13 protein-coding genes and 1 pseudogene are annotated in these 12,634 nt (G+C 56.1%); 8 read left to right on the top strand and 6 right to left on the bottom strand.

Annotated elements, in window-relative coordinates; genetic code table 11:
- The first annotated feature begins 125 nt into the window (after window positions 1-125).
- The 4 genes and pseudogenes from ABLV07_RS05785 (at window position 126) to ABLV07_RS05770 (ending at window position 3,866) form a co-directional block, all read left to right on the top strand.
- The gene (locus tag ABLV07_RS05785; RefSeq protein WP_020078301.1) at window positions 126-1,040 is read left to right on the top strand and encodes an ABC transporter substrate-binding protein; all 915 of its coding nucleotides are present in this window, start codon (window positions 126-128) and stop codon (window positions 1,038-1,040) included.
- 6 nt (window positions 1,041-1,046) lie between these two features.
- Complete coding sequence (locus tag ABLV07_RS05780) at window positions 1,047-2,204, top strand: ABC transporter permease (RefSeq protein WP_110916248.1); 1,158 nt, start codon at window positions 1,047-1,049, stop codon at window positions 2,202-2,204.
- Window positions 2,197-3,142 (top strand): annotated as a pseudogene (locus ABLV07_RS05775) (ABC transporter ATP-binding protein); the annotation flags it as partial. The gene ABLV07_RS05780 and the pseudogene ABLV07_RS05775, both read left to right, overlap by 8 nt.
- Window positions 3,129-3,866, top strand: a complete 738-nt coding sequence (locus ABLV07_RS05770) for an ABC transporter permease (protein WP_015365742.1) — start codon at window positions 3,129-3,131, stop codon at window positions 3,864-3,866. The pseudogene ABLV07_RS05775 and the gene ABLV07_RS05770, both read left to right, overlap by 14 nt.
- Here the strand turns inward: ABLV07_RS05770 and ABLV07_RS05765 are convergent.
- Window positions 3,841-3,954: a protein YohO gene (locus tag ABLV07_RS05765; protein ID WP_015365743.1), complete on the bottom strand. Its 114-nt coding sequence runs from the start codon at window positions 3,952-3,954 to the stop codon at window positions 3,841-3,843. The two genes, ABLV07_RS05770 and ABLV07_RS05765, sit on opposite strands and share 26 nt — an antisense overlap.
- A 59-nt stretch (window positions 3,955-4,013) precedes the next feature.
- On the bottom strand, window positions 4,014-4,745 hold the full coding sequence (locus ABLV07_RS05760) for a MerR family transcriptional regulator (protein WP_015365744.1): 732 nt from the start codon (window positions 4,743-4,745) through the stop codon (window positions 4,014-4,016).
- Between the two features lie 199 nt (window positions 4,746-4,944).
- Here ABLV07_RS05760 and ABLV07_RS05755 point away from each other — a divergent pair, with 199 nt between their 5' ends.
- The 3 genes from ABLV07_RS05755 to ABLV07_RS05745 are packed head-to-tail and all read left to right on the top strand — an operon-like array spanning window position 4,945 to window position 7,867.
- A complete protein-coding gene (locus ABLV07_RS05755; RefSeq protein ID WP_015365745.1) occupies window positions 4,945-6,633 on the top strand; it encodes a sensor histidine kinase in 1,689 nt (562 codons plus the stop codon).
- Window positions 6,627-7,346: a two-component system response regulator BtsR gene (gene btsR, locus ABLV07_RS05750; RefSeq protein WP_015365746.1), complete on the top strand. Its 720-nt coding sequence runs from the start codon at window positions 6,627-6,629 to the stop codon at window positions 7,344-7,346. The genes ABLV07_RS05755 and btsR overlap by 7 nt, the downstream gene beginning before the upstream one ends.
- Window positions 7,347-7,399: 53 nt before the next feature.
- Window positions 7,400-7,867: a DUF1456 family protein gene (locus ABLV07_RS05745; RefSeq protein WP_020078305.1), complete on the top strand. Its 468-nt coding sequence runs from the start codon at window positions 7,400-7,402 to the stop codon at window positions 7,865-7,867.
- Window positions 7,868-7,910: 43 nt separating this feature from the next.
- Here the strand turns inward: ABLV07_RS05745 and ABLV07_RS05740 are convergent, their stop codons facing one another.
- Complete coding sequence (locus ABLV07_RS05740) at window positions 7,911-8,375, bottom strand: YehR family lipoprotein (protein ID WP_126027657.1); 465 nt, start codon at window positions 8,373-8,375, stop codon at window positions 7,911-7,913.
- Window positions 8,376-8,513: 138 nt separating this feature from the next.
- A complete protein-coding gene (gene metG, locus ABLV07_RS05735) occupies window positions 8,514-10,547 on the bottom strand; it encodes a methionine--tRNA ligase (RefSeq protein WP_015706086.1) in 2,034 nt (677 codons plus the stop codon).
- A gap of 151 nt (window positions 10,548-10,698) precedes the next feature.
- Here metG and apbC point away from each other — a divergent pair, with 151 nt between their 5' ends.
- Window positions 10,699-11,808, top strand: coding sequence for an iron-sulfur cluster carrier protein ApbC (apbC, locus tag ABLV07_RS05730; protein ID WP_348853355.1), 1,110 nt, complete (start codon window positions 10,699-10,701; stop codon window positions 11,806-11,808).
- Here apbC and ABLV07_RS05725 read toward each other — a convergent pair.
- Window positions 11,805-12,257 (bottom strand): GNAT family N-acetyltransferase, encoded by a 453-nt coding sequence (locus ABLV07_RS05725; protein ID WP_042893879.1) that lies wholly within the window; start codon window positions 12,255-12,257, stop codon window positions 11,805-11,807. The two genes, apbC and ABLV07_RS05725, sit on opposite strands and share 4 nt — an antisense overlap.
- On the bottom strand, window positions 12,250-12,567 hold the full coding sequence (locus ABLV07_RS05720) for an RcnB family protein (RefSeq protein ID WP_042893809.1): 318 nt from the start codon (window positions 12,565-12,567) through the stop codon (window positions 12,250-12,252). The genes ABLV07_RS05725 and ABLV07_RS05720 overlap by 8 nt, the downstream gene beginning before the upstream one ends.
- Window positions 12,568-12,634 lie beyond the last annotated feature (67 nt).

Raw genomic sequence — 12,634 nt, 5'->3', positions numbered from 1 at the left:
ATAAACCGGGTATTACTCCTGAAAGGCCGATTAATCGGCCTTTTTTTTTCGTTCGCCGGCCAAATGGACTACGCTTTTCTCTTAAGCTTCTGTAAACGGAGCGCAAAAGAAGAGAAGGAAGCAGGATGATGGCAACGAAATGGTCAGGCGCGTTGGCGCTAGTGGCGCTGGTCAGCCTGCCGCTGCAGGCGGCGGAACCGGTGAAAGTGGGCTCGAAAATCGATACGGAAGGGGCGCTGCTCGGCAATATCATTTTGCAGGTACTGGAAAGCCACGGCGTGAAAACGGTCAATAAAGTCCAGCTTGGCACCACGCCGGTGGTTCGCGGAGCGATTACCGCCGGTGAGCTGGATATCTATCCGGAATACACCGGCAACGGGGCTTTCTTCTTTAAAGATGAAAATGACCCGGCGTGGAAAAACGCCAAACAGGGCTATGAAAAAGTTAAAAAGCTGGACGCGGAAAAAAACAAGCTGGTCTGGCTGACCCCGGCTCCCGCCAATAATACCTGGACTATCGCGGTGCGACAGGAAGTGGCGGAGCAAAATCATCTTGCTTCATTGGCCGATCTTAGCGCCTATCTACAGAAGGGCGGCGATTTTAAACTGGCGGCTTCCGCGGAGTTTATCGAGCGCGCCGATGCTCTCCCGGCGTTCGAAAAAGCCTATGGCTTTAAGCTCAATCAGAATCAGCTGTTGTCGCTGGCGGGCGGCGATACCGCGGTGACCATTAAAGCGGCGGCGCAGCAAACCTCCGGCGTAAACGCGGCGATGGCCTATGGCACCGATGGCCCGGTAGCGGCTTTGGGGCTGCAAACCCTGAGCGATCCAAAAGGCGTACAGCCTATTTACGCCCCGACGCCGGTTGTGCGTGAAGCGGTGCTGAAGGCGTATCCGCAGATGGCGCAGTGGTTGGAACCGGTGTTTGCCAGCCTCGATGAAAAAACGTTGCAGAAATTAAACGCCAGCATTGCCGTTGAAGGGCGTGACGCGAAGAGCGTAGCCGCCGATTACCTGCAACAAAAAGGGCTGCTGAAGTAAATACGAGTGACTATTCGTTGTTATAACCGCGTGGCGCTGCTGCTCACGCTACTGCTGTTGGCCGTGACGGCGCTGCCATTTGTCACTTATGCCCCTAATCGTCTGCTTTCCGGTGAAGCGCGCTGGCTATGGACGCAGATGCCGTGGCTGGCGGCGGCGCAGCTGGCGGGCGCGCTGCTGCTGTTGTTATTGTGCTGGATCCCAGGCCGTCTGGCGCTGCTCGCTAGCCTGCTTATTGCCGATTTGCTCCTGCCACTACTAATGTGGGGCGCCGGAGACATCGCGCTTCAGCTGGTGCAACAGGGCTCCCCGCTGGCGCGTACCTCTCCCGGAAGCGGATTATGGCTTTCGCTGGCGCTATGTCTGCTACTCGCCAGCGATACTATCCGCCGCCTGACTCCGCACGCTTTATGGCGTTGGCTACTGAATGCGCAGCTTTGGCTGCTACCGTGCCTGCTGCTGTGGCATGGGGCGCTCGATCAACTCTCTTTGCTGAAAGAATATGCTAACCGTGAGGATGTCTTTAATGACGCGCTGCGTCAGCACCTGTGGTTGTTGTTCGGGACGTTGCTGCCCGGATTATTATTGGGTCTATCGATAGGCTTCGCCCTCTGGCGGCGACCGCACTGGCAGGCGCCAGTATTTACCTTCCTTAATGTGATTCAAACTATTCCTTCGGTGGCGCTCTTCGGTTTGTTGATCGCGCCGTTGGCCGGGTTGACGCGCCATTTTCCGCTACTGGGCAAAATTGGCATTTCCGGAACCGGCCTGGCGCCGGCGCTAATCGCACTGGTGCTATATGCGTTATTGCCGCTGGTACGCGGGGTGGTGACCGGGCTGCAACAGGTACCACGCGAGGCGCTGGAAAGCGCAACCGCAATGGGAATGAACGGCTCCCAGCGTTTTCGCCAGGTTCAGTTACCGTTGGCGCTGCCGGTCCTGTTGCGCAGCCTGCGGGTGGTCAGCGTACAGACTGTCGGTATGGCGGTGGTAGCGGCGTTGATAGGCGCGGGCGGCTTCGGCGCTTTGGTGTTTCAGGGGCTGCTCAGCAGCGCGCTGGATTTGGTGCTGCTGGGCGTCATTCCGACGATTGCGTTGGCGGTAGTCGTGGATGCCGTGTTTGCACTGTGGAGCGCGTTACTAAAAGGAGAAACGCATGATTGAGTTCGACGGGGTGAATAAAGCCTTTGCCGGGCAACCCGCGGTGAAAGATCTCAACCTGCATCTGCGCGAGGGGGCGTTTTCGGTGCTGATTGGTACCTCCGGCTCCGGAAAATCAACCACCCTGAAGATGATTAACCAACTGGTAGAACAGGATAGCGGAGTGATACGCTTCGCCGGCGAGGATATCCGTCGACAGCCATTGCTGGCGCTGCGCCGCCGTATGGGGTACGCCATTCAGTCAATTGGCCTGTTTCCACACTGGACGGTGGCGCAAAATATCGCCACCGTGCCGCAGTTGCAAAAGTGGCCGCGCGCAAAAATTACCGAGCGGGTTGATGAATTGATGGCGTTATTAGGCCTGGAGCCTCTACTACGCGATCGCTACCCGCATCAGCTTTCCGGGGGCCAGCAGCAGCGCGTCGGCGTGGCGCGGGCGCTGGCGGCCAACCCGGAGGTGCTGTTAATGGATGAGCCGTTCGGCGCGCTGGATCCGGTGACCCGCGAAGCACTGCAGCAGGAGATGCTGCGCATTCATCGTCTGTTTGGGCGCACGATTGTGCTCGTCACCCATGATATCGATGAAGCGCTACGCCTGGCGGATCATCTGGTGCTGATGGACGGCGGCGAAGTGGTGCAGCAGGGAGAGCCGTTACAGATGTTGCTGGAGCCAAAGAACGCCTTTGTCGAAACCTTCTTTGGCCGCAGTGAACTAGGGGTGCGGCTGCTCTCGCTACGCGGCGTCGGGGATTATTTACGCCGGGATGAGCGGCTGGCGGGCGATGCGTTAAACGTCTCAATGACGTTGCGCGAGGCGTTGTCGCAGTTTGTCGCTCACCGTCGCGACGTTTTGCCGGTGGTTGATGAACAGGGCGAAGCGTGCGGTACGTTGCACTTTGCTGATTTGTTACGTGATGGAGGTGGGGCGTGAAGGCGCTTCGCGATCCGCTGCTGTGGTTGGTGGCGCTGTTTATCGCGCTGCTGCTGGTGTTGCCCCATAGCGCGCCGCTGTTTAGCTGGCTATTTCCGGAACTGCCGCGCCCGGTTTATCAGCAGGAGAGTTTTCTGGCGCTGACGCTGGCGCATTTTTGGCTGGTGGCGTTATCAAGCCTTGTCGCAACGGTTATCGGTATCGGGGCCGGGGTTATCGTCACCCGGCCCGCCGGACGAGAGTTTCGTCCACTGGTGGAGACCATTGCCGCCATGGGACAGACATTTCCGCCGGTGGCGGTACTGGCGATTGCGGTACCGGTGATGGGCTTCGGCTGGCAACCGGCGCTTATCGCGCTGGCGCTGTACGGAATATTGCCCGTGCTGCAGGGGACGTTGGCTGGATTAAGTTCGATATCGCCTGGGGTATTGAACATTGCCGAGGGGATGGGGATGAGCGGCTGGCAGCGGTTGTGCAAAGTGGAGCTGCCGCTGGCGGCCCCGGTCATGCTGGCCGGGATCCGCACTTCGGTCATCGTCAATATTGGTACGGCAACCATTGCCTCAACGGTGGGCGCCAACACGCTCGGCACGCCAATTATTATCGGCCTCAGCGGCTTTAATACCGCTTACGTGCTGCAGGGGGCGCTGCTGGTAGCGCTGGCGGCGATCATCATCGATCGCTTTTTCGAACGGCTAAACCAGTGGGTCAGCCGACACCACCGCGAACAATAAACGAGTAACCCGCTAGCATCACGCCGCCGATCCCGCCGATGGCCATGCATAAGAAGAGGGTAATGACCGCGATTTTCGCAGGCTTCATGATAGGCTCCTTTTGTTAACGGAGGGATTATACGGTGAAGCGCTGGTGTTAACGAAACATTAATTGCTATTTAGCCAGATCAGGTTTTCCCGCTGTTCCCAATCGCGAAGCTGTGCTGCCTGTGGACTACCTGGCGGTGTGGGGCACCACACCAGTAGGGTGCTGTCAGGAAACAGTTGCGGACGGATCTGGTTCAGGGAATGTGCGACAACGTCGACCCGCCAACCTTGCTCGCAGGCTTTCCAGCCCTCCAGCCACAGTCGGGTGGTGTCATCGGTATTCCAGCCAACCACCACCGCGTGATGGCCGGGGCGTTTCCAGGCATGGGCGAGACATTGGGCGATATGATTGATCAAGATGCCGTCGAGCAGGCTGCGCAGCGCCAGTAGCGTTGGCTGCGGGCTTAACAGGCGGTGGCGGAGCGGATTAATCAGGTAATGGACCAGCGTTTGCGCGGAATAGCTGTGGCTGCGCTCTTTTAGCCATAGGCGCAAGCGTTGGTAATGACCTTCCTGTAGAAAACCGAGCAATATCTCCTGCTGTTCGCGCCAGCCGTCTTCAGCATCCTCTTCGCGGTCAGGTAGCAGGTTTTTTACCTTGCTGACCTGTACGCCGGCATCAATCCAGCGCTTAATTTCGCGAATACGCTCAATTTCATTGTCATTGAATAATCGATGACCGCCATCGGTGCGCTGCGGTTTAATAAGTTCATAACGTCGCTGCCAGGCTCGCAGCGTCACGGGATTGATATCACAAAGCTGAGCCACTTCGCCTATCGTATACAGCGCCATTTTCCCCTCCCGCCGTGTTCTCCTGATTTAACTGTAGAAGGGGTTTATCAATTGTTCATTTTTTGCGCTTTCGGGCGCTAATGAGACGATGGGAAGTGTGATCGTCACCATGATTTATCATTTTCTTGTATCGCTTCAAAGAAAGTTATAGGCGGTCAGTGTATGTTACGCGCTTTCAAAGGTTGTGTGGTTTGCGGGTATGTACGAGTTCGATCTGGTATTGCTGCTGCTCCAGCAGATGTGCGTGTTTCTGGTCATCGCCTGGCTGATGAGTAAAACGCGGCTGTTCATTCCCCTGATGCAGGTCACCGTGCGTTTGCCGCATAAATTGCTGTGCTATGTGACCTTCTCGATTTTTTGCATTATGGGGACCTATTTCGGTCTGCATATCGAAGATTCTATTGCAAATACCCGCGCTATTGGCGCAGTGATGGGCGGCCTGCTCGGCGGTCCGGTGGTCGGCGGGTTGGTCGGCCTGACCGGGGGCTTGCATCGTTATTCGCTGGGCGGAATGACGGCGTTAAGCTGTATGGTGTCGACCATTGTCGAAGGGCTGCTCGGTGGTCTGGTGCACAGCATTCTAATCAGGCGCGGCCGCCCGGATAAAGTGTTCAGCCCGCTTACCGCCGGGGCGATTACCTTTTTCGCTGAACTGGTACAGATGCTGATAATCCTGCTCATTGCGCGACCCTTTCAGGATGCGCTGCACCTGGTACAGAGTATTGCCGCGCCGATGATGGTTACCAATACCGTCGGCGCCGCGCTATTTATGCGTATCCTGCTGGATAAGCGGGCGATGTTTGAAAAATACACGTCGGCTTTTTCCGCCACCGCGCTGAAAGTGGCGGCCTCTACCGAGGGGATCCTGCGTCAGGGATTCAACGAAGAGAATAGTATGAAGGTGGCTCAGGTGCTGATTCAGGAACTGGATATCGGTGCTGTAGCCATTACCGACCGCGAGCGGCTGCTGGCGTTTACCGGCATCGGCGATGACCACCATCTACCAGGTAAGCCGATCTCATCATCCTATACGCAAAGGGCGATTGATACCGGCGAAGTGGTTTATGCCGACGGCAACGAGGTGCCGTACCGCTGTTCAATTCATCCTGGCTGTAAACTGGGCTCGACGCTGGTCATTCCGCTGCGCGGTGAGAATCAACGGGTTATTGGCACCATTAAGCTATATGAAGCGAAAAACCGCTTGTTCAGCTCGATTAACCGTACGCTGGGGGAGGGGATCGCCCAGCTACTGTCGGCGCAGATCCTTGCCGGTCAGTATGAACGGCAGAAGGCGTTGCTGACCCAGTCGGAAATTAAGCTGCTACATGCCCAGGTCAACCCGCACTTTTTGTTTAATGCCCTGAATACCCTTAAGGCGGTGATTCGTCGCGATAGCGATCAGGCCGGACAACTGGTGCAGTATCTATCAACCTTCTTTCGCAAAAATCTGAAGCGACCAACGGAGATCGTCACCCTGGCGGACGAAATTGAACATGTGAATGCCTATCTGCAAATTGAGAAGGCGCGATTCCAGGATAATTTACAGATACGTATGCAGGTTCCTGCATCGCTTGAACATCTGCAACTACCGGCGTTTACGTTACAGCCGATAGTCGAAAACGCGATCAAGCACGGCACTTCTCAGCATCTTGGCGTGGGCGAAATTACCATTCGCGCCAGTCAGCATGAGCGTTGGTTACAGCTGGATGTGGAAGATAACGCCGGTCTGTACCGGGATAACCCTAATGCCAGCGGGCTCGGAATGAGCCTGGTGGACAGAAGACTGCGTACGCGCTTCGGCGCCGACTGCGGAATTAGCGTCGCTTGCGAAGCGGAACATTTTACCCGCATTACGCTGCGACTGCCTCTGGAGGAGAATGCATGCTAAAAGTTTTAATCGTCGATGATGAGCCGCTGGCGCGGGAAAATCTGCGCATTCTGCTGGAGGCGCAAAGCGATATTGATATCGTCGGCGAATGCGGCAACGCCGTCGAGGCGATTGGCGCGGTGCATAAGCTGCGTCCCGACGTGTTGTTTCTGGACATTCAAATGCCGCGCATCAGTGGGTTGGAGATGGTTGGTATGCTCGATCCAGAGCATCGCCCCTATATCGTCTTTTTAACCGCCTTCGATGAATATGCGGTGAAGGCCTTTGAAGAGCACGCCTTTGATTATCTGCTCAAGCCGATCGAAAACGCCCGGCTGGAGAAAACCCTGAGCCGCCTGCGCCAGGAGCGCAGCCTGCAGGATGTATCCCTGTTGGATGATGCCCGGCAGGCGCTGAAGTACATTCCCTGCACCGGTCACAGCCGCATCTGGTTGCTGCAGATGGAAGATGTGGCTTTTGTGAGTAGCCGGATGAGCGGGATTTACGTCACCGATAGCGAAGGCAAAGAAGGGTTTACCGAACTGACTTTGCGTACGCTGGAAAGCCGTACGCCGCTGTTGCGCTGCCACCGTCAATATCTCGTTAACATGGCGCATTTGAAGGAGATCCGCCTTGAGGAGAATGGGCAGGCGGAATTGTTAATGCGCGCCGGGCAAACGGTGCCGGTCAGCCGCCGCTATCTGAAAAGCCTGAAGGAGGCGATTGGGCTGTAAAAACGCGGAATCATGGTAGACTTAGCGCCAGCATTTTTCATCATGAAGGCATTATGATCAGTAACGATATTTTACGTAGCCTGCGCTACACCCTGAAAACGAATAATAACGGTCTGGTACGCATCTTTGCGCTGGCGGATGCGCCGGTGAGTGCGGAACAACTGGTACCCTGGCTGAAAAAAGAAGAGGAAGAAGGGTTTGCGCGCTGCCCGGATGTCGTGCTGTCGAATTTCCTCAACGGTCTGATTTACGACAAGCGTGGTAAAGATGAGTCGGCGCCGCCGCTGGCGGTCGAGCGCCGGGTGAATAACAATATCGTACTGAAAAAATTGCGTATCGCCTTCTCATTGAAGACCGACGACATTCTGGCAATCCTGACTCAGCAAAAATTCCGTGTGTCGATGCCGGAAATCACCGCCATGATGCGCGCGCCGGACCACAAAAACTACCGCGAATGCGGTGATCAGTTTTTGCGCTATTTCCTGCGCGGTCTTACCGAACGCGAGCACGCCAAAGGCTAAGCGCCTGACTTGACCCGGGCCTGCGCCCGGGCCCTGCACCTCTTTACTTCTTCACCTCTTTAAAACCCTGCGATTCCAGCAATTTAGTTGACACAGATAGTGAAACAAACTGTTGTGAGCAGTCGGTGAACATCGAGCCCGGCAGTTTGCACAGCTCGCTGATTTTCGCTTTGCTAAAATCCACGGTCAGATGCTCAAGCGCATAGGAATCTTTATAGTCGATGGTCTGTTCTACGCCCTGTAGATTACGATACACGCTGCTAATCGGCTCAATAATGGCCCGCGCCTGTTCTTTATTTTCGGCGCCGATCGATTTATAGGGAATGGTGTTGTCGGCATCCTGACGCAATACTTTGTCGCCGTCATAGTGGTAGGTAAAGCTGAGTTCGACGCCGTTGGTATTCAGCGCAAAGGTTTTACTCTCTTCTTTTTTATTATCGCAGCCGGCGAGGGCCGCCAGCAGAACAGATACGGCCAGCACGCTAGCCATCTTGCGGTTAAATTTCATCACGATTCCCTATGTTGAGTGGTATTGCGCGTCCAGAGAGGAGCAGACAGTAATGATTATTATGGCTATTGCGCGTTGTCGCAACAGAAGGCGTGAAGGGAATAAAAAAGCGCTGCCGGAGCAGCGCTTTTACGGAGGTTATTTAACCTGCTGACCCGGCTGTGCGCCGCTGTCAGGGCTTAACAGGAAGATATCTTTCCCGCCAGGGCCGGCGGCCATCACCATCCCTTCGGAGATGCCGAAGCGCATTTTACGCGGCGCCAGGTTGGCGACCATCACTGTCAGGCGGCCAATGAGCGCCTGCGGGTCCGGGTAGGCGGAGCGGATGCCGGAGAAGACGTTACGCTTCTCGCCGCCGAGATCGAGAGTCAGGCGCAGCAGCTTATCGGAACCGTCGACGAACTCGGCGTTTTCAATCAGCGCGATACGCATATCCACCTTGGCGAAATCGTCAAAGGCGATAGTTTCCTGGATCGGATCATCGGCCAGCGGGCCAGTCACCGGCGCGGCGGCGGCTTTCACTTCTTCTTTAGAGGCTTCCACCAGCGCTTCGACCTGTTTCATCTCAATGCGGTTGTACAGCGCTTTGAAGGCGTTAACCTTGTGCGCCAGCAGCGGCTGCTGGATGGCGTCCCAGCTCAGCTCGGTGTTGAGGAATGCTTCAGCGCGCGCGCTCAGCCCCGGCAGAACCGGCTTCAGCCAGGTCATCAGCACGCGGAACATGTTCAGCCCCATGGTGCAGATTGCCTGCAGATCGGCGTCGCGGCCTTCCTGTTTTGCCACCACCCACGGCGCCTGCTCGTCAACATAGCGGTTAGCGACGTCGGCCAGCGCCATAATTTCGCGGATGGCTTTACCGAACTCGCGGCTTTCCCACGCTTCGCCGATAGCGGCAGCCGCATCGGTGAAGGTTTTATACAGCGCCGGGTCAGCCAGTTCGGCGGAGAGCATCCCGTCGAAGCGCTTATTGATAAAGCCGGCGTTACGCGAAGCCAGGTTCACCACTTTGTTAACGATATCGGCGTTAACGCGCTGGATAAAGTCTTCCAGGTTCAGGTCGATATCATCAATGCGCGAAGAGAGCTTAGCGGTGTAGTAGTAGCGCAGGCTGTCGGCGTCGAAATGGTTCAGCCAGGTGCTGGCCTTGATAAAGGTACCGCGTGATTTGGACATCTTGGCGCCGTTTACCGTGACATAGCCGTGAACGAACAGGTTGGTCGGCTTACGGAAATTGCTGCCTTCCAGCATGGCCGGCCAGAACAGGCTGTGGAAGTACACGATATCTTTACCGATGAAGTGATACAGCTCGGCACTGGAATCTTTCTTCCAGTATTCATCGAAGCTGGTGGTGTCGCCGCGTTTGTCGCACAGATTCTTAAAGGAACCCATGTAACCGATCGGCGCATCCAGCCAGACGTAGAAGTATTTGCCCGGCGCGTTGGGAATTTCAAAGCCAAAGTACGGCGCGTCACGGGAAATATCCCACTGTTGCAGGCCGGATTCGAACCACTCCTGCATTTTGTTCGCCACCTGCTCCTGCAGCGCGCCGCTGCGGGTCCACGCCTGCAGCATTTCGCTAAAGGACGGCAGGTCGAAGAAGAAGTGCTCGGATTCACGCATCACCGGCGTCGCGCCGGAAACCACGGACTTCGGATCGATGAGCTCAGTTGGGCTGTAGGTGGCGCCGCAGACTTCGCAGTTATCGCCGTACTGGTCCGGGGATTTACACTTCGGACAGGTACCTTTGACGAAACGGTCCGGCAGGAACATGCCCTTTTCCGGATCGTAGAGCTGAGAGATAGTGCGGTTTTTAATAAAACCGTTTTCTTTCAGACGGGTATAGATAAGCTCCGACAGCTCGCGGTTCTCGTCGCTGTGCGTCGAGTGATAGTTGTCGTAGCTGATATCGAAACCGGCAAAATCGGTCTGATGCTCCTGACTCATTTCGCCAATCATCTGCTCCGGGGTGATGCCAAGCTGCTGGGCTTTCAGCATAATCGGGGTGCCGTGAGCGTCGTCGGCGCAGATGAAGTTGACTTCGTGGCCGCGCATTCGCTGGTAACGGACCCAGACATCAGCCTGGATGTGCTCCAGCATGTGGCCGAGGTGGATAGAGCCGTTGGCGTACGGCAGCGCGCACGTTACCAGAATTTTTTTCGCGACTTGAGTCATAGTGGGCATTACATCTTCTGTTGTAAAAAGGGCTTTTGATGTTACCTGAAAGGCAATAATTTGGTAAGCCCAAAGCTTATTGTGGGGGAATTATTCCCTTTCAGGTAAACTTAACGGACAAGAATCAACTCACAATAACAAAGGAGTCGGGATGAGTTCGCAATCCCAGGCCAAATCCCCCGAACGTCTACGTGCGATGGTCGCCGGGACTCTGGCTAATTTCCAGCACCCAACCCTGAAACATAACCTCACCACGCTAAAGGCGCTGCACCATGTCGCCTGGCTTGACGATACCGTGCATATCGAGATCCAAATGCCGTTCGTCTGGACCCGCGCGTTTGAGGCGTTGAAGGAGCAATGCAGCGCCGAGCTGCTGCGTATCACCGGCGCGAAAGCCATCGACTGGAAGCTCTCTCACAGTATCGCCACCCTGAAGCGGGTGAAAAACCAGCCGGGTATTAATGGCGTGAAAAACATCATCGCCGTCAGTTCCGGTAAAGGCGGGGTGGGCAAATCCTCTACCGCCGTCAACCTCGCGCTGGCGCTGGCGGCGGAAGGGGCCAAAGTGGGTATCCTTGATGCCGACATCTATGGTCCGTCGATTCCGACCATGCTTGGCGCGGAAGACAGCCGCCCGACATCACCGGATGGCACCCATATGGCGCCGATTATGAAGTATGGCCTGGCGACGAACTCCATCGGATATCTGGTGACCGATGACAACGCCATGGTGTGGCGCGGCCCGATGGCCAGCAAGGCGCTGATGCAGATGCTGCAGGAGACGCTGTGGCCGGATCTGGATTACCTGGTGCTGGATATGCCGCCGGGAACGGGCGACATCCAGCTGACCCTGGCGCAGAACATTCCGGTAACCGGCGCGGTGGTGGTGACGACGCCGCAGGACATCGCGCTGATCGACGCCAAAAAAGGCATCGTGATGTTTGAGAAAGTAGAAGTGCCGGTCGTAGGCATCGTGGAAAACATGAGCATGCATATCTGCAGCAACTGTGGCCACCACGAACCTATCTTTGGCACTGGCGGCGCCGAGAAGCTGGCGGCGAAGTACCGCACTCAGTTGCTAGGCCAGTTGCCATTGCATATCACGCTGCGTGAAGATCTGGATAAAGGTACGCCGACGGTTATTGCGCGTCCGGAAAGCGAGTTTACCGATATCTACCGCCAGCTGGCGGGACGCGTGGCGGCGCAGATGTACTGGCAGGGCGAGGTTATCCCGAGCGAGATTGCCTTCCGCGCCGTTTAAGGCTGGGTGTAACGCATCAGCCAATAATCTCCGTCAGGAGACGCGCCCTGTGCTTCGAGTTTCCAGCCGTGATGCTGGTAGAAGCGCAGGGCGTTTTCATTTCGCGACAGACACTTCAGCGTACCACTGTGCTTGAATGAGCGCTGAACCTGTTCCAGCAGCAGGCTACCGACGCCTTTTCCCTGCCACTGCGGATCCACAAACAGGTTATGCAGGAAGTTGTCGATAACCCACACCGAGGCGAATCCTGCCAGCACATCGCCGCATTCGGCGACCCATAGCTGTTCGTCTTGCACCACGGCATCAAAATCTTCCAGCCGCCATTGATCGCCGTTAAGCCATGTCCATGAGGCAAGACGCGCGTCAAGAAACAGCTGACGCAGGCGAGGGTAGTCGCTGGCGCGACCGGGGCGAATGCGCAATTGCGCCTGCGTCGAGGACTTAGCGATGATAGAAGATCTCGCCGTCATACACTTTCAGGATCTTGCCTTCGGTGTCGGTGATCAGAACGTAGTTGCCGCCCATATAGGTCCAGTGACTGCCGGCATCCGGCGCGGGCAGGTTACGCAATTGCCACTGTTTGATGTTGTACTCTGGAGTGAGGTACATCGCCGGCACGGTATCGCCAATATGAAATTGGGTAAAATCAGCGGTGAATTCTTTCATCGCATACTGTTCAATCCCGGAGGCCGGCGCCGCCCAGCTTGCGCTGGCGCTGACAAGAAGTACGCCCAGAAGCATCATTTTTGTTTTACGCATATTTTCCTCAATATTACCTGGACTCAAAATAGCAGCCTCGTATCATTCCTGAAGCGCTGCTGAAATG

It is taken from the genome of Klebsiella sp. CN_Kp097, from assembly GCF_040064495.1.
Classification (GTDB): domain Bacteria; phylum Pseudomonadota; class Gammaproteobacteria; order Enterobacterales; family Enterobacteriaceae; genus Klebsiella; species Klebsiella aerogenes.
This window is presented reverse-complemented; position numbering and strand designations above follow the sequence as displayed.

What these genes read in the sequence shown, in the direction of transcription:
- ABLV07_RS05785 (WP_020078301.1), top strand. Translation starts at nt 126, where the DNA reads ATGATGGCAACGAAATGGTCAGGCGCGTTGGCGCTAGTGGCGCTGGTC.
- ABLV07_RS05755 (WP_015365745.1), top strand. Translation starts at nt 4,945, where the DNA reads ATGTACGAGTTCGATCTGGTATTGCTGCTGCTCCAGCAGATGTGCGTG.
- btsR (WP_015365746.1), top strand. Translation starts at nt 6,627, where the DNA reads ATGCTAAAAGTTTTAATCGTCGATGATGAGCCGCTGGCGCGGGAAAAT.
- ABLV07_RS05720 (WP_042893809.1), bottom strand. Translation starts at nt 12,567, where the DNA reads ATGCGTAAAACAAAAATGATGCTTCTGGGCGTACTTCTTGTCAGCGCC.
- ABLV07_RS05760 (WP_015365744.1), bottom strand. Translation starts at nt 4,745, where the DNA reads ATGGCGCTGTATACGATAGGCGAAGTGGCTCAGCTTTGTGATATCAAT.
- apbC (WP_348853355.1), top strand. Translation starts at nt 10,699, where the DNA reads ATGAGTTCGCAATCCCAGGCCAAATCCCCCGAACGTCTACGTGCGATG.
- metG (WP_015706086.1), bottom strand. Translation starts at nt 10,547, where the DNA reads ATGACTCAAGTCGCGAAAAAAATTCTGGTAACGTGCGCGCTGCCGTAC.
- ABLV07_RS05765 (WP_015365743.1), bottom strand. Translation starts at nt 3,954, where the DNA reads ATGAAGCCTGCGAAAATCGCGGTCATTACCCTCTTCTTATGCATGGCC.
- ABLV07_RS05740 (WP_126027657.1), bottom strand. Translation starts at nt 8,375, where the DNA reads ATGAAATTTAACCGCAAGATGGCTAGCGTGCTGGCCGTATCTGTTCTG.
- ABLV07_RS05745 (WP_020078305.1), top strand. Translation starts at nt 7,400, where the DNA reads ATGATCAGTAACGATATTTTACGTAGCCTGCGCTACACCCTGAAAACG.